Annotated in this window: 21 protein-coding genes and 1 riboswitch; of the genes, 13 read left to right on the forward strand and 8 right to left on the reverse strand. The window is 55.7% G+C overall.

Annotated elements, in window-relative coordinates; genetic code table 11:
* Positions 1-37: 37 nt before the first annotated feature.
* Positions 38-148, forward strand: a riboswitch (TPP riboswitch).
* A 160-nt stretch (positions 149-308) separates the two neighbouring features.
* Genes AAFN83_RS04090 through AAFN83_RS04105 form a run of 4 tightly spaced genes read left to right on the forward strand, consistent with a single transcriptional unit; the run spans position 309 to position 3,204 of the window.
* Complete coding sequence (locus AAFN83_RS04090; RefSeq protein ID WP_347767261.1) at positions 309-1,331, forward strand: ABC transporter substrate-binding protein; 1,023 nt, start codon at positions 309-311, stop codon at positions 1,329-1,331.
* A gap of 3 nt (positions 1,332-1,334) precedes the next feature.
* Positions 1,335-1,628: a thiamine-binding protein gene (locus AAFN83_RS04095; protein WP_347767263.1), complete on the forward strand. Its 294-nt coding sequence runs from the start codon at positions 1,335-1,337 to the stop codon at positions 1,626-1,628.
* Positions 1,625-2,401 carry an ABC transporter permease gene (locus AAFN83_RS04100; protein ID WP_347767264.1) on the forward strand — a complete coding sequence of 259 codons (777 nt, stop codon included), beginning with the start codon at positions 1,625-1,627 and terminating at the stop codon, positions 2,399-2,401. The genes AAFN83_RS04095 and AAFN83_RS04100 overlap by 4 nt, the downstream gene beginning before the upstream one ends.
* Positions 2,398-3,204, forward strand: coding sequence for an ABC transporter ATP-binding protein (locus tag AAFN83_RS04105; protein ID WP_347767266.1), 807 nt, complete (start codon positions 2,398-2,400; stop codon positions 3,202-3,204). Before AAFN83_RS04100 ends, AAFN83_RS04105 begins: the two co-directional genes overlap by 4 nt.
* An 83-nt stretch (positions 3,205-3,287) precedes the next feature.
* On the opposite strand, the gene AAFN83_RS04110 is transcribed toward AAFN83_RS04105, so the two are convergent.
* Both AAFN83_RS04110 and AAFN83_RS04115 read right to left on the reverse strand, forming a co-directional pair.
* A complete protein-coding gene (locus AAFN83_RS04110; RefSeq protein WP_347767268.1) occupies positions 3,288-3,710 on the reverse strand; it encodes a VOC family protein in 423 nt (140 codons plus the stop codon).
* A gap of 69 nt (positions 3,711-3,779) precedes the next feature.
* Positions 3,780-4,238, reverse strand: a complete 459-nt coding sequence (locus AAFN83_RS04115) for a pyridoxamine 5'-phosphate oxidase family protein (RefSeq protein WP_347767269.1) — start codon at positions 4,236-4,238, stop codon at positions 3,780-3,782.
* A 158-nt stretch (positions 4,239-4,396) separates the two neighbouring features.
* On the opposite strand from AAFN83_RS04115, the gene AAFN83_RS04120 reads away from it, so the two are divergent.
* Entirely contained in the window at positions 4,397-5,335 is a 939-nt protein-coding gene (locus AAFN83_RS04120; protein WP_347767271.1) for a helix-turn-helix transcriptional regulator, read from the forward strand.
* A 15-nt stretch (positions 5,336-5,350) separates the two neighbouring features.
* Here AAFN83_RS04120 and AAFN83_RS04125 read toward each other — a convergent pair whose 3' ends face one another.
* The gene (locus tag AAFN83_RS04125) at positions 5,351-5,881 is read right to left on the reverse strand and encodes a D-glycero-alpha-D-manno-heptose-1,7-bisphosphate 7-phosphatase (protein ID WP_347767273.1); all 531 of its coding nucleotides are present in this window, start codon (positions 5,879-5,881) and stop codon (positions 5,351-5,353) included.
* Between the two features lie 259 nt (positions 5,882-6,140).
* Between AAFN83_RS04125 and AAFN83_RS04130 the strand changes: the two genes are divergently transcribed.
* The 6 genes from AAFN83_RS04130 (at position 6,141) to AAFN83_RS04155 (ending at position 13,492) form a co-directional block, all read left to right on the forward strand.
* Positions 6,141-6,989 carry a DegV family protein gene (locus AAFN83_RS04130; RefSeq protein WP_347767274.1) on the forward strand — a complete coding sequence of 283 codons (849 nt, stop codon included), beginning with the start codon at positions 6,141-6,143 and terminating at the stop codon, positions 6,987-6,989.
* A gap of 12 nt (positions 6,990-7,001) precedes the next feature.
* Positions 7,002-7,841, forward strand: a complete 840-nt coding sequence (locus AAFN83_RS04135; protein WP_347767275.1) for a DegV family protein — start codon at positions 7,002-7,004, stop codon at positions 7,839-7,841.
* Positions 7,842-8,069: 228 nt separating this feature from the next.
* Complete coding sequence (locus tag AAFN83_RS04140; RefSeq protein WP_347767276.1) at positions 8,070-9,089, forward strand: 2-oxoacid:acceptor oxidoreductase family protein; 1,020 nt, start codon at positions 8,070-8,072, stop codon at positions 9,087-9,089.
* 30 nt (positions 9,090-9,119) lie between these two features.
* The gene (locus AAFN83_RS04145) at positions 9,120-11,426 is read left to right on the forward strand and encodes a thiamine pyrophosphate-dependent enzyme (RefSeq protein WP_347767277.1); all 2,307 of its coding nucleotides are present in this window, start codon (positions 9,120-9,122) and stop codon (positions 11,424-11,426) included.
* Positions 11,427-11,683: 257 nt separating this feature from the next.
* Entirely contained in the window at positions 11,684-12,634 is a 951-nt protein-coding gene (locus tag AAFN83_RS04150) for an L-lactate dehydrogenase (protein ID WP_347767279.1), read from the forward strand.
* A gap of 66 nt (positions 12,635-12,700) precedes the next feature.
* The gene (locus AAFN83_RS04155; RefSeq protein ID WP_347767385.1) at positions 12,701-13,492 is read left to right on the forward strand and encodes an NAD-dependent protein deacylase; all 792 of its coding nucleotides are present in this window, start codon (positions 12,701-12,703) and stop codon (positions 13,490-13,492) included.
* Positions 13,493-13,523: 31 nt separating this feature from the next.
* Here the strand turns inward: AAFN83_RS04155 and AAFN83_RS04160 are convergent, their stop codons facing one another.
* From AAFN83_RS04160 to AAFN83_RS04180, 5 genes are all read right to left on the reverse strand, one after another.
* A complete protein-coding gene (locus AAFN83_RS04160) occupies positions 13,524-14,519 on the reverse strand; it encodes a phosphotransferase (protein ID WP_347767281.1) in 996 nt (331 codons plus the stop codon).
* A gap of 125 nt (positions 14,520-14,644) precedes the next feature.
* Positions 14,645-15,271, reverse strand: a complete 627-nt coding sequence (locus tag AAFN83_RS04165) for a response regulator transcription factor (protein ID WP_347767283.1) — start codon at positions 15,269-15,271, stop codon at positions 14,645-14,647.
* Complete coding sequence (locus tag AAFN83_RS04170) at positions 15,268-16,407, reverse strand: sensor histidine kinase (RefSeq protein WP_347767285.1); 1,140 nt, start codon at positions 16,405-16,407, stop codon at positions 15,268-15,270. Before AAFN83_RS04170 ends, AAFN83_RS04165 begins: the two co-directional genes overlap by 4 nt.
* 3 nt (positions 16,408-16,410) lie before the next feature.
* Positions 16,411-17,151: an ABC transporter permease gene (locus tag AAFN83_RS04175; protein WP_347767287.1), complete on the reverse strand. Its 741-nt coding sequence runs from the start codon at positions 17,149-17,151 to the stop codon at positions 16,411-16,413.
* Positions 17,148-18,056, reverse strand: coding sequence for an ABC transporter ATP-binding protein (locus AAFN83_RS04180; protein WP_347767289.1), 909 nt, complete (start codon positions 18,054-18,056; stop codon positions 17,148-17,150). The genes AAFN83_RS04175 and AAFN83_RS04180 overlap by 4 nt, the downstream gene beginning before the upstream one ends.
* 212 nt (positions 18,057-18,268) lie before the next feature.
* Between AAFN83_RS04180 and AAFN83_RS04185 the strand changes: the two genes are divergently transcribed.
* Entirely contained in the window at positions 18,269-18,454 is a 186-nt protein-coding gene (locus AAFN83_RS04185; RefSeq protein WP_347767290.1) for a hypothetical protein, read from the forward strand.
* 249 nt (positions 18,455-18,703) lie between these two features.
* A complete protein-coding gene (locus AAFN83_RS04190) occupies positions 18,704-19,180 on the forward strand; it encodes a DsrE/DsrF/DrsH-like family protein (protein WP_347767292.1) in 477 nt (158 codons plus the stop codon).
* Positions 19,181-19,209: the final 29 nt, after the last annotated feature.

Consider the following 19,209-nt stretch of genomic DNA (forward strand, 5'->3'; position numbering starts at 1 on the left):
AAAAAGAGCTATGGTAGAATCATTCCATTTTACAATCTCATAAGCCACCGGGAGCTTGAGTTCGTCAGGCTGAGATTGCGACCGCATGTCGCTGACCGGAAATCTGATCTGGGTAATGCCAGCGTAGAGAATAGCAGGGGTACGCAAACCGTCCGGTTATTCCGCACGGTTTTTTTGTGCGAATTATCGGAAGGAAAGAGCGGCCAAGCCCTTGCCGGCGTTGTTTTTCGAATGCCCCTCGACGCCCAAGCTTCATCACCATCAGAGGGAACGGTTGAGAGAGATCGAGAGGGAGAGGGGTAATTTCTATGTCAAAAAGAATCATGACCACCGCTGCTGCAGGTTTAGCGCTCATGGTGGCGCTGTCCGCATGCGGAGCCAAGGACGATGCCGGTTCATCTTCGGCAAGTCAGAAGCCGCTTAAGGAGATCAAGGTCGTCTTGGACTGGACTCCGAACACCAACCACACGGGCTTATACGTTGCGAAAGAGAAGGGTTACTATCAAGAGCAAGGCCTTGACGTGAAGATCATTCAACCGGGAGAAGCAGGGGCCGACAGCATGGTGGCTTCGGGGGAAGTTCCGTTTGGCATCGGCTATCAAGAGGGTTTGACGTATGCCCGTACGGAAGGCATCCCGCTGGTGTCCCTGGCGGCAGTCATTCAGCACAACACCTCCGGCTTTGCTGCTCCGGTATCCAAGAACATCAAATCTCCGAAGGATTTTGCCGGGAAGACGTACGGCGGCTTCGGCGGCCCGTCTGAAACCGCCATTTTGGAGACACTGATGAAGGCGGACGGCGCAGACCCGAGCTCGGTCAAGGTGATCAACATCGGCTCCGCCGACTATTTTACGGCAGTGAAGCGGGATGTTGATTTTTCCTGGATCTACTATGGCTGGACCGGTGTTGAAGCCGAGCTTCGGAATGAACCGATCGATATGATCTACATGAAGGATTTCTCGCCGCAGCTCGACTATTACACGCCGCTTCTCCTCACCAACGAGAAGATGATCAAGGAAAACCCGGAGACGGTTAAGGCGTTTATGGCGGCTACGGCGAAGGGATATGACTATGCTATCGCCCATCCGGAAGATGCGGCTGAGCAATTGCTCAAGGGAGCGCCGGACCTCGACGAGAAGCTGGTTAAGGCGAGCCAGGCATGGATCAGCAAGCAATACCAGGCGGATGCCTCGCAATGGGGAATTCAGAAGCTGGACGTCTATAAGGGCTATGCCGACTGGATGACGGAGCATAAGATTCTAGAGAAGCCATTTGATCCCGCGGCAGCCTTCACGAACGACTTCCTGCCCGGTCAAGGAAAGGGGAACTAACGCATGGCAGATACGTTGTTATCCATTCAAATCATTCCGAAGACCCCGAACGGGGAAGATGTGATCCCTTACGTGGATCGAGCCATTGAGATCATTCAGGAAGCGGGAATCAAGCACCGGGTAGGTCCGCTTGAGACGACGATGGAAGGCTCCTTTGAGGAAATGCTGGCGGTTGTTAAACGAATGAACGATGCGATGGTAGAGATGGGAAGCCCGAGCATCATCTCCCAGGTGAAAATCTATCACAATCCGGCAGGGGCATCGATTGAAAAGCTGACGGAAAAGTACGACGGATGAGAGCTGTCCGTTGGATGAAGGGAATCCTGCCGCCTCTCGGGGTGCTCGCAGGATTTCTCTTGCTTTGGCAGGCGGCGGTCATGTTCTTTGGGACGAAGAGTTGGATTCTCCCTAGCCCGCTCGCCATCTTCCGCGAGGGGCGGGCGAGCTATTCCCGTCTCTTTGACAATCTGGAATCAACCCTCGGCATCACGCTGCTTGGGTTTGCCATCGGTTCGTTGGTTGGCGTTGTGGTCGCTTGTCTCTTGCATGCGATTCCCGGTATGAAAGCCGGATTTTACCCGCTGCTGATCATGACGCAAAACATTCCCACCATCGTGCTTGCGCCGCTCCTCGTAATCTGGTTTGGCTTCGGGCTGCTGCCGAAGATGATTCTGATCACGCTGGTCTGCTTCTTCCCGGTGTCGGTTGCGCTCTTGGGCGGCTTCGCCCGAACCGACGCATCAATGCTGGATTACTTCCGCATGTCCGGAGCCAGCCGCGCCCAGCAGTTCTTCAAGCTGGAGTTTCCCCATGCGTTGCCCTCGCTGTTCTCCGGGTTGAAGATCTCGGCAACCTACAGCGTCATGGGAGCGGTGATTGCCGAATGGATGGGGGCGGAGATGGGAATCGGCGTCCTCATGATGAGCGCCAAGGCTACCTATCGGTCAGATCGAATGTTCGTTTCGATCTTCGCGGTCATCATCGCAAGCATGCTGCTCTTCTCCCTGGTAGCCCTGGCGGAGAAGCTGATCGTCCGATCATCCGGCAGCCGAGAGGAGGAGAGAAGATGAACCCATCGGCATTCTCGGGAGCAGAGGATTCCTCCGCCTACTTAACCATAACCGACCTGAGCATGACCTTTCGGGAACGCAAGCAGGAGGAAGAAGTGCTGGCGAACATTCACCTCCACGTGGCGAAAGGAGAGTTCGTCAGCATCATCGGGCCCTCCGGGTCCGGGAAAAGCACGCTGTTCCATCTCATCGGAGGGTTGCTGCAGCCCACTTCGGGTCACATCCGGCTCGAAGGGCAAGAAATTACAGGCAAGGTAGGGCATGTGAGCTACATGCCGCAGCAGCATGCTCTTCTGCCTTGGCGAACAGTTCGAGATAATGTGATTTTGCCCCGCGAACTAGCGGGTCAGTCCCGAGCGAAAGCACGGAAGGAGAGCGAACGGTGGCTCGCTCGCGCGGGCCTTGGGGAGTACGCGAGAAGCTACCCCCATGTCCTGTCCGGCGGGATGAAGCAGCGGGCTTCGTTCATCCGGGCTCTGCTCAGTCCGCAGGAGCTGCTCCTGCTGGACGAGCCCTTCGGCTCCCTGGATGAGCTGACCCGGCTTGACATGCAGCGCTGGCTTCTCGATCTGTGGGAGGAGGAGAAACGCTCCGTGCTATTCATCACCCACAGCATCGACGAGGCGTTGCTCTTGTCGGATCGCGTCTACGTCTTCTCGAACAAGCCGACCACGATTCTCCGCGAAATTCAGGTGCCGTTTGCCAGACCGCGCTTGGAGGAGCTGCCGCTTCATCCCGAATTCGTAGCGCTCAAGCAGGAAATTTATCAATCGATGAAAGCCGAGCGGGCGAGTTTCACATGACAGCCCAGGGCTGGCCCATTCAGGAACGCAAAAAAACACCGGCTCTCGCTTTGCTGCGAGACCGGTGTTTTGTCATAGTCCTCTTATTCTTTGGGCTCGGTGGAGATCAGGAACCCGACTCCGAATGGGTCGATCAGCTGACCAAAGCCGGGGCTGAAGAACGTTTCCATAAGCGGCATCACGACTTGTCCGCCATCCGAGAGCGCATCAAACAGGCGGCGCGACTCCTCTAAGGTTTTGGGCGTTAGGCACAGATTGATGCGATTCCCGGAAGCGATCTCTTGTCCGGGGTAGCAATCGGACATCATGATCGGAGTTCCTCCAATTTCAAGATGCGCATGGGTGATGCGGCTCTTGATTTCATCTGGGACGGGAAATTCCGGGTTTTCCGGCACTTCGCCAAATGTCACCAGGGAGAGAACGTTCGCTTCCAACACCCGTTCGTAAAATGCAATGGCCTCTCTTGCGTTGCCTTCCATGGTCAGGTAAGGGGTAATGGTTGCCATGCGGTTCATCCTCCTGTGGAATAGGGTCCTTCGTCACGACTATACCAAAGGGCTCGAGGCCAATGCAAATTACAGGGCCGAAGAAAGTTCTTCTGAATCAAGCGGGAAGGTCAGCCGGACTGGCTCCCCAAATCCCGTCGTAAGGGTGGCTTCGACCATTTGGATTTCAAGGACGACCAAATCCTCCCCGATGGCCGCAACGGCTTCTCCGTATCCCGGTATTTTGGCAACAAACAGGTGCTGAAGCTCTTCCATGGAATAACGGCTTTTCTTCACTACGGCATTCCGGGAGCGAATGTGGCCATTCCCCACAGAAGGAATGGTGGTGAGGGCAATTTGCGGATTGCTGCGAATCTCTGCCACCTTCGCATTGGTTTGGTCGGAGGAAAAGTAGAGAACGCCCGGACGCCTCTCGTCATGGATAAAGTTCACCACTCGGACATTGGGCATGTTATTCACGGATGTGGCGATTGCGATCTTGTCGGTTTGCGCGAAGACGTCATTCCATTTTGCAAGTTCGGTTTTCATAAGGGTCAGCCTCCTAAGCTAAGAATGCTTTCATCCTACCAAAGCTCGTTGTCAGCCCTATGGCAACAATTTATGCTTTTGACAAGATGATCCCGGTCATCTAAGGTAATAACGTCGACAGAAGAGTGTCGGACATCCTAAGGCAGAGGTTGAACCGAATGAAAGTGGACCGTCTCATCTCCATCATCATGCTTCTCCTGGAACGGAAAAGCATCCCGGCAAAAGCGCTGGCTGAACGTTTCGAGGTATCTGTCCGAACGATCTATCGAGACATGGATGCCATCAATCTGGCGGGAGTTCCCATCGTCTCCACGCCCGGCGTAAACGGCGGTTTTTCCATTATGGACGAGTACAAGGTGGACAAGAAGCTCTTCACGGAGCAGGACCTTGCAACCTTGCTCCGCGGGTTGGGCAGCTTGACCTCCATACAGGCCCACGATGAGGTGGCGCATACGCTGGCCAAAATCCAAAGCATGCTCCCCTCCGAGCAGATGAATGAGATTGAGCTCAAAGCGAATCAGATCGCGATTGATAGGAAGCCCTGGATGGGAAATCGGGACATCCAGAAGCATCTGGCAACGATAAAAGAGGCGCTGGGGAAGCGCCTCTTGTTGTCCTTTCATTATTCAGACCGAGCCGGAACAGCGAGTGTGCGGACCATCGAACCCCATCAATTGGTGCTGAAGGACAACCGGTGGTATGTACAGGGCTTTTGTCTGGAGAAGCAAGCTTTCCGTTTGTTTAAGCTCACTCGCATGACTCTCCTTAAGATGGAGGAAGAGAGCTTTGTGCTACGGGAGATTCCGCGGCCGTCGCATCATACATTTACCACCCAGATGGCGGAGAAAGAGACCCTCATTCAGCTGCTTGTCCATGAGTCCGCGCTGGATCAGGTGCGGGAATATTGCAGCTCGGAGCATATGGAGAAACGCGGGGAGCATGAGTATCTCGTACGCTTCCCCTTTATTGAAGATGAGGGTGGGTATCGCCTCTTGTTCAGCTTTGGCGACAGATGCGAATGTGTGGAACCCGCTCATGTCCGGGAAGAGATGCTTCGCCGCATAGACAATCTGGCTTCTCTTTACCGGCCGAAGTGAGTCCAGAACAATCCATTAGTCAAGCGAGGCTTGCTCCAGAATCCACGGAACGGCTTCGGCAAGGCTTGGAGCGGAATGATCGGCCAGCGGATCGAAGGGGCCGATGCGCACCGTTCGGCAGCCTGCCGCTTTCCCGGCTTCCATGTCCGTCTCCCGATCCCCAACCATGATGCTGCGAGAAAGGTCGATCCCATGCTCCCCGGCAAGATGAAGCAGCATGCCCGGGCTCGGCTTGCGGCACGAGCAGCCGCTCTTGGGCCGATGGGGGCAGTAGGCGATGTCCTCGAGTGTCGCGCCCTGCTCTGCGAGCAGAGAGGTCATTCGTTTATGAATGGCGAGGAGCGACGCTTCTTTCATGAAGCCAAGCCCGACTCCCCCTTGATTGGTGACGACATAGACGGGCAGGCCAGCTTCGTTCAGAGAGCGGATCGCTTCAGCGGCTCCGGGCAGCAAGAGAAATTGATGCGGATGATTCACATGCTTGACTCGATCTGTCGAGCATTCGTTGATCACTCCATCCCGGTCGAGAAAGACCGCTTGCTTCATGAAAGATCCCAACTTTCTGCGCTGAAAATGTTTGTTATTGTAACCGATCTTCAACTAACCGTATAATAGGTGAGTGGGAAAAGCAAGAAAAGCGGCCGCAAGTCGGTCCGTTCTTGTCGATTTTGCTTTTCATCCAGAGCGTGTTTGCGTTCTCGCTCCGGCGGACATGCTCTCCAGCATGGCTGCCGACCTCCCGCAGCTTTCGAAAAGCTGAACTAGAAGGCTGCCTTGACCTGAGACAGGAGGAACACCTGACGTTATGAGAAAAATAAAGATTTTCACCGACAGCACCAGCGACTTGACGCCGAAGCTGCTGGAGCGCTACCAGATCGGTGTCGTCCCGCTCTACGTGGTATTCGGCGAAGCTTCCTACCGGGACGGAGTGGACATGGTACCCGGCACGCTTTACCGGCTCGTGGACGAGACGGGCGGCCTGCCGAAGACCTCAGCCCCTTCGCCTGGCGACTTTCTTGCTCACTTCGAGTCATTCCTGAATGACGGGTACGATATTGTGTACATCGGGTTATCCTCGGAGCTGTCGTCGACGATCCAGAATGCCAAGATCGTGGCGAGTCAATTCGAAGAGGGTCGCGTCACGGTTATCGATTCGCTCAACCTGTGCACCGGGATCGGGCTTCAGGCTGTACAAGCCGCCCGCATGGCGGAGGAGGGGAAGACCCCTCACGAGATCGAAGACTTTCTCCTGCGGAAGCGGGGAGACATCGAAAGCGAATTCATCATCGATACCCTCGATTATTTGCACAAGGGAGGCCGCTGCAGCAGCGTGCAGGCCTTCATCGGCAACATGCTCAAGATCCGTCCGGTTGTGAAGGTCGTGAATGGCAAGATGATCGTGGCAGCGAAGATCCGCGGCAAGAGGGAGAAGGCGCTGAACCAGTTGCTCGACAACGCTCTTGAGAATGTGGACAAGATCATTCCCGGTTCCATTTATGTCGCTCACTCCTTCTCGCTGGAGGAAGCTCAGTATTTGCGGGATGAGCTGACGCGCCGTACCGGGGACCCGGACATATCGATTACGGAAGCAGGCTGTGTCATCTCCAGTCACTGCGGTCCGCAGACTGTCGGCGTCTTCTACATGAAAGCCTAAGGAGAGATGAGCTTGTCCATCCAGATTATCACCGATACGGGCGCAGATCTTCCGAAGGACTTTCTAGAGCGTCACGGAATTAAGATTGTCCCGTTGTCCGTCCATTTCCATGGCGAGAAGATGCCCAGCGATACGGACGCACCGGCCTTTTATCAGAAAATGAAAGAAACGAAGGCACTGCCGACCACGGCAAGCCCGAGCCCCTACGAGTTTCTGGAGAAGTTCAAGCTGGTCGGAGAAGGCACGGACATCTTTGTCATGTGCATGTCCTCAAACATCAGCAGCACGTACCAGAACGCCCTCATCGCCAAGGAGATGTACGAGGAGGAAGGGTACAAGAACACGATCGAGGTGTTTGACACCAAAACCTTTTCCCTCGGGTTAGGCTTACTCATCGCTTATACGGTCCGGAAGATTCAATCCGGCATGACCATGAGTGATCTTAAGCAGTGGGTGACGCAGCAGACGAAAGAGATACGAGCTTATTTCACCCTCGATACGCTGGAGAATGTCATCAAGGGCGGTCGTTTGGATCGCTTGCGCGGGGCTGTCGCTTCCGTTCTCAATATCAAGCTGCTCATGAAGATCAGCGACGAGGGAACGGTCGATGTCGTGGAGAAGAACCGAGGCATGCAAGCCTCACTGAACAGCTTGATCAAGAAGCTGGAGGACAAGCAGCACGACTTCGAAAAAGCCATTCTAGCGGTCTGCCACAGCAACTGTGAGGAGCGGGCCAAAGAGGTTGTGAAGATGATCCTGGCAAAGTTCCCGTTCCGCGAAGTCATTCTCTCGGACATGGGGCCGATCATCGGCTCCTATGCTGGTGAAGGCGGCATCGGCGTCGCTTTTTAGACTCACAAAACCCCTGCACTCATCCGCTGAAGCACCCGCAATTCGGAGTATATCCGGGTTGCGGGTTTTTGTTACGAAATGCACAAAGTTTTTCCTGATATAAGCAAAAACGTGTGATGATATTCACAGAAATGATACCATTCTAGCGCTTTTTCACTTGAATGGCGGAGGATTATCCTCAATAATGGAAGAAGGCAAGTCATAGGGATTTAGAGAGGAAGATGAAGCATGACCTCATTGCCAAAGGTGAATGAGTTAGGCTTTTTTGAAATTCGCTTGGAATCAATCGGCGGCTTGGGGGCGAATCTTGCGGGCAAAATGCTGGCGGAAGCCGGGGTGTCCGGCTCCGGGCTGAACGGTGTGAGTTTTTCCTCATACGGCTCTGAGAAAAAGGGCTCTCCGGTCAAGGCGCATATCCGATTTTGCCACCTGGATACCCCGATCCGCGATACGACCCCCGTGGAGCGTCCGCATGTGGTCGGCGTGTTTCATGAATCGCTGTCCAAGACCGTCAACGTCATCAGCGGGATGTACGAGGACAGCATGGTTCTCGTTAACTCCTCCAAAACTCCCGAGGAGCTGAAGGAGAAGATGAACCTGATTGGCGGAACCATCGCGGTTGTCGACGCGACCGCCATCGCACTCGAAGAGAAGAATCGCGTGAACATGGCGATGCTGGGTGCCCTGTTCCGGCTCTGCCCGTTCCTGGACGCCGAGAAGATGAAGGGCGTCATTCGCAAATCGCTGGAAAGCAAATACCCGACCGCCGTTCAACCGGCCTTAAATACATTTGAACGAGGCTATAACCAAGTGCAGTTCCAGACTTTTGCGATTCCCGAAGGTTCTTCCATGCCGGAATTTAAACGCTGGGATACGCCGGTGCTGGGCTATGAAACCCAGCCGATGGGCGGCATGATCACGAACCCCGGCAACAGCATCTTGAAGGACCTCAGCATTTCACGCTCCGGGATGATGCCGGCCTTCGAGGAAGAGAAGTGCATTCATTGCGCAGCCTGTGATACGGTGTGCCCGGACTTTTGCTTTGTCTGGGATGAGAAGCCGGACAAGAAGGGACGTCCACAGCTGTTCCTGCAGGGGATCGATTATCAATACTGCAAGGGCTGCTTGAAATGCATCAAGGCATGTCCGACCGATGCTCTGTCTTCTTATCGAGAAACCGACGGATACGCCGATGAGCATCGTGTTGCGCATGCCTTCCGTCTGGTCGATCAACTGGTTGTTCGTTAAGCGAGTAGTAGAAGGGAGGCCGTTCTTCGAATGGCTATCGATATTGAAAGAGAACTCGGCTCCAAGCGGGTCGAGCAAAAGATTGTCTACGAATCCGGGAATGAGATGGCTGCATATGCCGCTCACCAGATCAATTATCATATCATGGGGTATTACCCGATCTCCCCGTCTACCGAGGTAGCACAGTACCTTGACCTGATGAAGGTGAAGGGCAAGCACGACATCAAGCTGATCGCAGCGGACGGCGAACACGGCTCGGCCGGGATTTGCTACGGCGCTTCGACCGGCGGGGGCCGCGTCTTCAACGCGACGAGCGCAAACGGCTACCTCTACATGCTGGAGCAGATGCCGGTGCAATCGGGGACCCGTTTCCCGATGGTGCTCAATCTGGTCTGCCGCTCCGTGTCCGGTCCGCTGAACATCCACGGAGACCACTCGGATCTCTATTACGCCCTCAATACCGGCTGGCCGATTCTTATGTGCCGGGATCCTCAAGCTGTCTACGACATGAACATTCTGGCGATCAAGCTCGCGGAGGACCCGGAGGTTCGCCTGCCCGTTATGGTCGCATCCGACGGCTATTTTACCTCCCACCAAAAACGCCGCGTCTCGACGTTCGCTCATCGCGAGGACGTTCATGCCTTCATCGGTGAGAAGCCTCCCGTAGGGTTTGCTCATACGCTTGACCGCGAGCACCCGATCACCGTGGGCCCTTACATGAATGAACCGGACTTCATCAATAACTGTTATCAGCAGTCCATGGCCATGTACAAAGCGGGAGAAGTGTTCGATCGCATTCGGAAGGAATACGCCGAGCTAACGGGCCGCGATTACCCGATGCTGGATCTCTACCGGATGGAGGATGCGGAAGTCGCCGTCTTCCTGATGAACTCGGCCTCCGAGCTCATCAAGGATGTGGTTGACCAACTGCGCGCCATGGGCATCAAGGCAGGCTCGATTGCACCGAACATCATCCGCCCGTTCCCGGCCAAGGAAATCGCCGAAGTCTTGAAGGGCGTCAAGGCCGTTACCGTCGGCGATCGCGCGGACTCCTACGGCGGGCATGGCGGCAACATGGTCAATGAGATCAAGGCCGCCCTCTTCACCCACGGCAACAAGGACACGCTCGTCATCAGCCGGATTTACGGCCTTGGCGGCAAAGACTTCTACGCGGAAGACGGCCATCATTTCTTCGAGCTCGCGCAGGAAGCGGCCGAGAAGGGCTACGTCGAGAAGCCGTTTGATTACTACGGCCATACACCGGGCGATTCTGATAAGGCGCCGAAGCCGCTTCTGGAGCCGCTTCGCTACGAAGACGTGAACACCGGCCTCATCCAGGTTACACCGGATGAAGCGAGCGGCAAGGTGAATGTCCGCATTCCTCCGCTTCGTGCGCTGACCAAGAAGCCAAAGCGGGTGGCCCCCGGCCACGGCGCTTGCCCGGGCTGCGGGATCTTTTCCGGACTGGAGCTGTTCTTCAAGGGCATCGAGGGAGATATCGTTACGCTGTTCCACACGGGCTGCGCGATGGTTGTCACGACAGGGTATCCTTATTCTTCGCATAAGGCGACGTACATCCACAACCTGTTCCAGAACGGGGCAGCCACGCTGTCCGGTGTCGTCGAGATGTTCTGGGAGCGCAAGCGCCGGGGAGAGTTGGATCACCTCGGGCTGAAGGATGACTTCACCTTCGTCATGGTGACCGGAGACGGCGGCATGGATATCGGGATGGGACCGGCGATCGGTGCTGCGCTTCGGAACCACAAGATGATTATCATCGAGTACGATAACGAGGGGTACATGAACACCGGTGCCCAGCTCTCGTACTCGACTCCGATGGGCCACCGCACTTCGACCTCCAATGTCGGAGAAGAGAAGGGCGGCAAGCCGTTCCACCACAAGGACACCGCTCAGATCATGGCGGCGACGCACATTCCGTATGTGTTCACCGGCAGCGAGTCGTTCCCTCAGGACCTTGTGAAGAAAGCGGCCAAGGCGCAGTACTACGCGCAAAATGTCGGCCTCGTCTATGGAAAGATCCTGATCGCTTGTCCGCTGAACTGGCTGTCTGAGGATGACATGGGAGCGGAGATCGTCGGAGAAGCGGTGAACTCCTGCTTCTTCCCGCTCTACGAAGTCGAGAACGGCATCACGACGCTGACCTATAACCCGGAGGAGAAGAGCAAGAAGATCCCGCTGTCCGACTGGTTGAAGTCGATGGGCAAAACCCGCCATCTGCTGAAGCCGCAATACGCAGAGGCGTATGCCTCCTTCGAGCAAGAAGTAGAGCGCCGCTGGAACATGCTGAAGGCGAAACACGAAAGCCCGTACTTGTAAGGAGCTGCAAGGAAAGTAGATCCGCTTTTGCTGACAAAGCTTCACGGTTTTGGAGTTTTGTCAGCAATATAGCGGTACTTATTTCGCTGCAGCCTCTAAAAACGGGTCTACTCGGATGAGAAAGCGTCCGGAGCCCCTAACCGTGGGTTCCGAACGCTTTTTTGTAAGAGCAAAAGATGGAGAAAATTGCAAGAGGGTCGCGCATCTGCTATCCTCTTCGATAGATGGCATCCAGACACCTTAAGGAGATGAAGCTCATGAGCAAGAGTGGAGATCGCGTGGTATTGATCGGGGCCGGTCAGGTCGGCGCCAGCTATGCCTTTGCTTTGCTGAACCGAGGAATCGCAAAAGAATTGGTCATCATCGATAAGAACCAGGATAAGGCTCTCGGAGATGTAAAGGACTTGAACCACGGGCTTCCCTTTGTCTCCCCCATCAAGATTTGGGCCGGCGACTATTCCGATTGCAAGGATGCAGACATCGTCGTCATCACGGCAGGAGCTAACCAAGGTCCGGGGGAAACACGTCTGGATTTGATTGGGAAGAATTCAAGAATATTCCAAGGTATCGTCGAGGAGGTCATGGCGAGCGGGTTCAAGGGGATCTTCTTGATCGCCACGAATCCCGTGGATGTCCTGACCTATGCGACCTGGAAGTATTCCGGTCTGCCGCCGGAGAGGGTTATCGGATCGGGAACCATACTGGACACCGCCCGCCTGCGCTACCTTTTGGGGCAGCATCTCCAGGTGGACACGCGAAACGTTCATGCTTACATCATTGGCGAGCACGGAGACTCGGAGCTCCCGGTATGGAGCCATGCCAACATCGGCGGCTTGCGCCTGCCGGAGTACGGCCAAGCGAACCCCGAGAAGGCTCCGAAGCCGGAGGAGCTGGATGAGATCTTCGCCAATGTTCGGGATGCTGCCTATCAGATTATCCAGCTGAAGGGCGCGACCTACTATGGCATCGCCGTGGCCCTCGCCAAGCTGACGAAGTGCATCCTGCGGGACGAGCATTCCATCCTGACCGTCTCAACCTTGATGCAAGGACAATACGGCCTGGATGATACCTACCTCGGCATGCCTTGCGTCGTGGGTCGCAACGGAATCGTCGATGTACTGCATCTTGACCTTGCGCCGGAGGAACGCGAGAAGCTGATCGCCTCTGCGAAGGTGTTGAAGGAAGCGCAGGGCTCCATCGCCCTGTAAGACGGACCGCTGCGGTCCGGTTAACGAGGAGGGGATTGTGTGTCCGATTCAATCCGTGAGCTGGCGATGCGGATTCAGGAAGCCAAGCGCATCGTCTTCTTCGGAGGAGCAGGCACCTCCACCGAAAGTGGAATACCGGATTTTCGAAGCGCAGGACGGTCTGAGGATAACGAAAACGCCGTCTCCTCGCGAGACGGCGCTTCTGCTCCTGCCGGGGAGAGGGCAGGGTTGTTTCGCGAAGAGAGCGGCTTCGCCTATCCGGCGGAAACGATCCTCAGCCGAAGCTTCTTCGATCAGAACCCGGAGACGTTCTATTCGTTCTACCGAAGTAAGCTGCTCTATCCGAACGCAAAACCCAACGGGGCTCATCGCGCGCTTGCGCGCTTGGAGGAGGAGGGCAAGCTGTCCGGCATCATCACCCAGAACATCGACGGGCTTCACCAGCAGGCGGGAAGCCGCAAGGTCATTGAGCTGCATGGAACGGTGCTCGCCAACACTTGTTTGGCGTGCGGTGCCAAGCACCCGTTGAAGACTGTGCTGGACAGCCCGGAGGTCATTCCTCGCTGCCCGCAGTGCGGAGGCTTGCTCAAGCCGGATGTCGTCCTCTACGAGGAGAGCCTGGACCTAGATGCCTTGGAGCGTTCGGTCGAATGGCTGCAGCAGGCCGATCTGCTGCTTATCGGCGGCACCTCGCTCACGGTAACGCCAGCGGCGCTGCTTGTCCGTTATTATCGGGGGCTGCACCTCGTGCTCCTCAACAAATCCTCGACTCCTTACGACCACAAGGCGTCTCTTGTGATTCGGGACAGCATCGGCCAAGTACTGGAAGCCGCTGTGGATTCTCTCTACGGAGGGTGAGGCGCAGGCGTTTCTCACCGCAATCCTCCGATTAAAGGCGGCGAATCCAATCCGCTTGCTCATCGAGAAAGCGGCAGACTCTGGCGGACTTGCTGGTTTGATCCTGCAGCACCTGCACGGGATCAAGCCCGGTCTGGTAGCGGTTCAGGAAATGGAGGAAGACATCGAGCTTGCGCAGCTGGAGCAGCTCGGGCAGCAGCCTCAACTCTTCCGGCTGCAAGGCGCGTACGCTTCGATAACCGTCGAGCAGCTCTTCGATGACGGCTCGCTGGAGCCCGCCTGGAGCGGAAAGCTGCTCCGCGAGACAGACCGCCAGCTCCATGGCGCGAAGGTCGCGGGTGGCGAACTCGAAGTCGAGCACGGACGTGACGGCATCCTCGCTAACCAGTGCGTTGGCGTGCGAGAAGTCGCCATGAATCCATTGCCGATTCAAGCGGCGGATCGATTCTGCCTGGCTGGACAGGCGGTCGAGAATGGCTAGCAAATAGTCAGCTTCTCCGGCGAATGCGGAGAGGGCTGCATCTTGCTCATACAAGCGGCGGGCGCTCCCCGCCGCTTCGTTGGTATCCACGCTGAGAAGTTCATCATAGGGCGGATAGGAAGGCTCGACATCGAGCGTAAGCTGTTCCATGGCTTGCGTAAGCTGTCCCACAACCCGCCCGTAGGCATAGGAGAGAGTGTGGCGGTCAGCCGCTGGCCTCTTTCCGGGCAGGAGAGGAAAGAGGGAGGCAAGCTTTCCGTCCGGTGCTGTCGTCCAGGTGCTTCCCTGCTCTGTATAGAGCGGGCAAGGGACGAGAAAAGGCAGGTCCTCCTGGGTGAGCCGAAGAAGAAGCTCGTGCTCTGTGGCGAGCTTCGCTTCCTCGCGATGATTCTCATAAATACGAAGAACCCGGACGCTGCCGTCCTCCAGGACGGCGTACCGGGTGGTGTTGTTCATGCCGCTGTCCCGCTCTTCGATTCGTAGAACAGGCGGCAGCGGATAAGAGGCGAGGATGGAGCGGTAGTAAGCATCGTTGTCGGGTTTCATAGGCTCTTTTTATGCTCCTTTTCGTAGATAACCGGAAGGTAAAGCCGCGAGTGGTTGATCATCCCATCTGGATAAGCCCAGCAGAATGGCTCCGCTCGTCAGGTTATGCGGAATAGCTCCGCCCCTTAGGTTGGGTCGTCCTTGCGATAGGAGATCCAGCCTTTTTCTTCGGCCGCGCGGACAGCTTCAATTCGACTCTTCACGCCGAGCTTGCCGAGAATGTCCGAGATGTAATTGCGGACGGTGCCGTGGGAGAGAAACAGGGAATCCGCGATCTGATTCGCGGACAGACCTTCCGCGGCGAGCTTCAGAATCTCGCATTCCCGCTCGGTGAGGGGATTCTCCTCGCGAATGAAGCCGAAGACCAGCTCGGGAGACACCTCCCGGTACCCGGCGGCTACGCGGCGAATGGCTTCAGCCAGCCGGTCGCTCGGCTCGTCCTTCAAGAGATAGCCCAGGACGCTGGCTCGTACCGCCCGCTCGAAATAACCGGGACGCTGGAACGTCGTCAGGATGACGACGCGGGTAGACCAGCCTTTTTCCTTGATGGTCTCCGCCACGTCCAGCCCGCTCATCTGCGGCATCTCGATATCGAGCAGGGCGATATCGGGTTGATGCAATTGAATGAGGGCGAGCGCCTCCTCGCCATGGCGAGCTTGAGCCACAATGGTTAAATCGTCTTCCAGCTCAAGCAGGGAAGCGAGCGCTCCTCTCAGCATGCCTTGATCTTCTGCGATTACAATGCGGATCATGCGGGTTCACCGTCCTTTGCTCCTTTTGCCACAATGGGAATGGATACCCGAAGCTTGACTCCCTTCCCATCACGATGCTCCAAGTGGAACGTGCCGTCAATCAAAGCGAGCCGCTCCTTCATGCCTGTGAGCCCGTTGCCCGTCCCGCCTTCACCCGGGTCGAAGCCGATTCCGTCATCCTCCACCAGAAGGGTAGCTTGAGCGGATTCCGCTGACACCTGAATGAGGCAGCGGGTTGCCCGGCTGTGCTTGACGATGTTGGTCACCGCCTCTTTGATGCAGAGGCTGAGGATATTCTGGTCCAGGACGCTAAGGCGGGAAAAGTCGCCTTCGGTTTCCGCATGGAATGCCATCCCCGCCGCTTCCAGAATGCCTTTGGCCGAAGCCAATTCCTCCGCTACCTTCACCGCCCGCATGTCCGAGATCAGCTCCCGCACTTGACGCAGCGCGGCCCGGGAGGTTTGCTCAATGTCCTTCGCTTCCTGCAGAGCCCTCTCCGCATCTTTTTGCACGAGCTTTTGCACCAATTGACTCTTTAATGTGATTAACGATAACGTGTGACCTAACGTATCGTGAAGGTCGCGGGCAATGCGCTGCCGCTCCTCGCGTTTGATGAGCTCCTCGATCTGCTCCTTTGCGGCTCCCAGGTCCTTTTCCAACTGCTTCTTCTTGTTGATGGAATGGATGCCGAAGGGGGATGCGATCATGATGATGAAGAAGGGCAGGAAGTAAAGGAAAGAGCTCAAGGTCATTTGGTTGAGGAAAACGACGATGGGAATGGCGTTAAAGAGCAGGAACGTTACATAGGAAGGGATGAACTTCTCCCGCTTCACATGCCAGCCGATAAAGTTGGCGGAGAAGAACCCCATGTAGATGTTGTACGGATTAAAGAAGAGGGTCAACACCAGCGTAAGGGTCATCTGGACAAGCAGCCAGATTGTAAAGACCTTACCTTGTGACCAATACAACTGCTGGTAGGTAACCAGGAAGATGAGAATGAGACCGATTCCGATCGCCAGCTCCCATCCGGAAAAACTCGGGAGGTTCATGACAGGGAGGATGAGGTACATCGGCCAGAAATAGGGGAAGTACCCGAACTTTTTCGGAAAGAGAGAGAACGAACGGAAACGAGACATGGGTTACACCGCTTCTTGTTTTTTTCGAATATACATGGATAGTACCATAAAGACGGCGAGATAGCCTAGAAGGATGAGGATGCCCTTGATCTGCGGAGCGTCACCGTGCACAATGGCCCAGGCACCGTTTCCGAATTGGTAAGAGGGGAGCCAGACGGAGATGCGCTGAACGACCTTCGGCAGAATGTCAATCGGCATCCACATGCCGCCGGTAATGGCCAGAATCATGTAGACCGCGTTGCTGACCCCGCTCGCCGTATCGACGCGGCTCATCGAGCCGATGATGGTGCCGAGGGCGAGGAAAGGTGCGGAAGCGAGCAGAACCCAGGCTCCGCAAGCGAGCCATTGTCCAGCGCTCAAGCTCACCCCGTTGATAAGGAAGCCGGCGAGGAAGATGACGACAATCGAAAATAGATGCATGACGGTTTGACCGGCCATTTTGGCAAGGAAGGAGACGGAACCGGGAAGCGGGGTGATGCGCAGGAAGGTCGCCCAGCCGTTGGAGCGCTCTTGGACCATCCGGATGCCCAGGGTCATGATGGAGGAGCCCATGACACTGAAGGAGGTCATGGACATCAGGTAGTGGGTCTTCCACCAGGAGGCGTCCTCTACGCCGGTGTTCACGATACGGGTAAACACAATGTAGAACAGGATGGGCATGAGAAGCGACCAGAACACGTAATACGGATTGCGGAGTATGCGTTGTAGTTCGGCGGTGCATTGGGCCTTTAGCATCTGGATCATCGGGTTTTCTCCTCCTGGTGGGTGAGCTGTTCAAAGGCATCGTCGAGCCGGCCGGAATCGATGCGAATCTGATGGAGCGGGAACCCTTCGCGGATTAACGCGATGAGGGCGGCGTCCGTATCTCCGGTGCTCACGAAGGTGCGTCCGTCGCGGAAATACCATTCCTCGACCATGGGGAGGGAAGCGAGCTTGGCTCCAAGTTCATCTTCTGCCAGAGGGGAGAAGAAGGAGACGGAGGGCTTAAGGATGCGGGACTTGATTTCGTCCGGCGTTCCGTCTGCAATGAGCTCTCCCTTATCAAACAGCAAGATCCGTTTCGCAAAATCGTCGGCTTCCTGCAGATAATGCGTGGTGAAGACGATGGTCTTGCCTTGCTCCGCCAGCTTGCCGGCCTGCTCCCAGAATCTCCGGCGAGCGCTGATGTCGAGTCCGACGGTGGGTTCGTCGAAGAAGAGGAGATCAGGGTTCCCTGCAAGAGCGAGTGCAAAGCCGAGGCTGCGCTTTTGGCCTCCTGACAGCTTCTCGGCAAAGCGGTTCTGGTCTTCGCGGGAGAGGCCGGTGATCGTCAGCAGCTCGTCCACTGCAAGCGGGTTCGGGTAATAGGAGCGAATGAGTTGGATCAGCTCGGACACCTTCAGGCGATCCATCACGCTCACTTCCTGCAGCATGGCGCCGATTCGTTTGCGCACCTCGGTACTTCCCGGCTCCAGGCCGAAGAGGCGCAGCGTTCCTTGCGTAGGCTTAAGCAGGCCGAGCAGCATGTTCAGCGTTGTGGTTTTGCCCGCGCCGTTCGGCCCGAGGATGGCGACGATTTCGCCGGGATGAATGGAGAAGCTTACGTTGTTCACTGCTTTTTTCCCAGCAAAGGTTTTGCAGACGTGTTCGAGTTGAATGATGGCCGTCATGTTCCGGCTCCTTTCGTTCTTAGCGGTTTCGTTGCTTCTGATTTTACTTCCTCTGCAAGCCCTTGATCAGTTGTGGGTGTCAGGAGATGGAGATGACAGTTGTCAGGTTCGAAAAAGAGGGAAAAGAAATCTTTCAAAGTGTGAAAAAAATCACTTTATTAGTTGTGAAATGTGTTACAATGTTCTTGTAAACAACGATGGGAGTGATTGAGATGAAAGAAATGGCCAACGATCAAGTAACGATGAACCTGATGCAGTTCTGCTACACCTGCGATGATGCTCATGCTTGTGCTACCGAAGAAATTTGCCGCCATTGCTGGGCCGAGCAAGGCATTCCCGTTGAGGAAAACGAAGCCGGATCGGATATCAGCCGCTTGATTAACGCTTACCACGAGTAAGGGGGAGCCCGATTGCCCCATTCTTTCGCTCGCAAGTCCTGTCCCTTCATAGATGAGTGAACCTCTGCCAAGCTTACACCCGGCGGGGGTTCTTTTTTTCATAGGCTTGTGTTTTACGAAGAATGGCATTTGTCACAGTTTTCCTCCTGCGCATAGGGGCTTAGTTGAAGGCGAACACTAGGCGCAGTAGGCTAGGGTACCAAACAGCCCATGAGGCAGCGGTCACCTGGCGCGGAAAGGACTGGGATCATGAACAAGAAGATGAACCTGCTCGTGTTTAGCGGGGAGTATGACAAGGCGATGGCGGCGCTCATCTTGGCGAACAGTGCTCGCGAGCTGGATGTGGAAGTCACGATGTTCTTTGCCTTTTGGGGGTTGTTTCTCGTGCGAGATCCCGAAAAACTGACGGATGAGGACAAGACGATCTATGAAAAGCTGCTCGGGCACATGACACCGAAAGGACCGGACGACCTTCCGTTATCCCGGATGAACTATGCCGGCTTCGGTAAGAAGATGCTCCTCACCATGATGGAGGACGACGATGCGCCTCCGTTGTCTGCTTTTCTAAAGGGAGCCCGAAAGAAGAACGTCAAGTTCTATGCCTGCAAGCTTTCTGTCGAGGTCATGGGATTTCAGCAGGAGGAATTCATCCCGGAGCTGGAGATCGTGGAAGCCAAGACCTATCTGAAAGAGGCACTTGAAGCGGATATGCAGCTCTTTATCTAATCGGTCAAGGACCGCCGCTCTCCCTCGCG

This window comes from Gorillibacterium sp. CAU 1737, assembly GCF_039888655.1.
GTDB lineage: Bacteria > Bacillota > Bacilli > Paenibacillales > NBRC-103111 > Gorillibacterium.

What these genes read in the sequence shown, in the direction of transcription:
- AAFN83_RS04090 (WP_347767261.1), top strand. Translation starts at nt 309, where the DNA reads ATGTCAAAAAGAATCATGACCACCGCTGCTGCAGGTTTAGCGCTCATG.
- AAFN83_RS04095 (WP_347767263.1), top strand. Translation starts at nt 1,335, where the DNA reads ATGGCAGATACGTTGTTATCCATTCAAATCATTCCGAAGACCCCGAAC.
- AAFN83_RS04100 (WP_347767264.1), top strand. Translation starts at nt 1,625, where the DNA reads ATGAGAGCTGTCCGTTGGATGAAGGGAATCCTGCCGCCTCTCGGGGTG.
- AAFN83_RS04105 (WP_347767266.1), top strand. Translation starts at nt 2,398, where the DNA reads ATGAACCCATCGGCATTCTCGGGAGCAGAGGATTCCTCCGCCTACTTA.
- AAFN83_RS04110 (WP_347767268.1), bottom strand. Translation starts at nt 3,710, where the DNA reads ATGGCAACCATTACCCCTTACCTGACCATGGAAGGCAACGCAAGAGAG.
- AAFN83_RS04115 (WP_347767269.1), bottom strand. Translation starts at nt 4,238, where the DNA reads ATGAAAACCGAACTTGCAAAATGGAATGACGTCTTCGCGCAAACCGAC.
- AAFN83_RS04120 (WP_347767271.1), top strand. Translation starts at nt 4,397, where the DNA reads ATGAAAGTGGACCGTCTCATCTCCATCATCATGCTTCTCCTGGAACGG.
- AAFN83_RS04125 (WP_347767273.1), bottom strand. Translation starts at nt 5,881, where the DNA reads ATGAAGCAAGCGGTCTTTCTCGACCGGGATGGAGTGATCAACGAATGC.
- AAFN83_RS04130 (WP_347767274.1), top strand. Translation starts at nt 6,141, where the DNA reads ATGAGAAAAATAAAGATTTTCACCGACAGCACCAGCGACTTGACGCCG.
- AAFN83_RS04140 (WP_347767276.1), top strand. Translation starts at nt 8,070, where the DNA reads ATGACCTCATTGCCAAAGGTGAATGAGTTAGGCTTTTTTGAAATTCGC.
- AAFN83_RS04145 (WP_347767277.1), top strand. Translation starts at nt 9,120, where the DNA reads ATGGCTATCGATATTGAAAGAGAACTCGGCTCCAAGCGGGTCGAGCAA.
- AAFN83_RS04150 (WP_347767279.1), top strand. Translation starts at nt 11,684, where the DNA reads ATGAGCAAGAGTGGAGATCGCGTGGTATTGATCGGGGCCGGTCAGGTC.
- AAFN83_RS04155 (WP_347767385.1), top strand. Translation starts at nt 12,701, where the DNA reads ATGCGGATTCAGGAAGCCAAGCGCATCGTCTTCTTCGGAGGAGCAGGC.
- AAFN83_RS04160 (WP_347767281.1), bottom strand. Translation starts at nt 14,519, where the DNA reads ATGAAACCCGACAACGATGCTTACTACCGCTCCATCCTCGCCTCTTAT.
- AAFN83_RS04165 (WP_347767283.1), bottom strand. Translation starts at nt 15,271, where the DNA reads ATGATCCGCATTGTAATCGCAGAAGATCAAGGCATGCTGAGAGGAGCG.
- AAFN83_RS04170 (WP_347767285.1), bottom strand. Translation starts at nt 16,407, where the DNA reads ATGTCTCGTTTCCGTTCGTTCTCTCTCTTTCCGAAAAAGTTCGGGTAC.
- AAFN83_RS04175 (WP_347767287.1), bottom strand. Translation starts at nt 17,151, where the DNA reads ATGATCCAGATGCTAAAGGCCCAATGCACCGCCGAACTACAACGCATA.
- AAFN83_RS04180 (WP_347767289.1), bottom strand. Translation starts at nt 18,056, where the DNA reads ATGACGGCCATCATTCAACTCGAACACGTCTGCAAAACCTTTGCTGGG.
- AAFN83_RS04185 (WP_347767290.1), top strand. Translation starts at nt 18,269, where the DNA reads ATGAAAGAAATGGCCAACGATCAAGTAACGATGAACCTGATGCAGTTC.
- AAFN83_RS04190 (WP_347767292.1), top strand. Translation starts at nt 18,704, where the DNA reads ATGAACAAGAAGATGAACCTGCTCGTGTTTAGCGGGGAGTATGACAAG.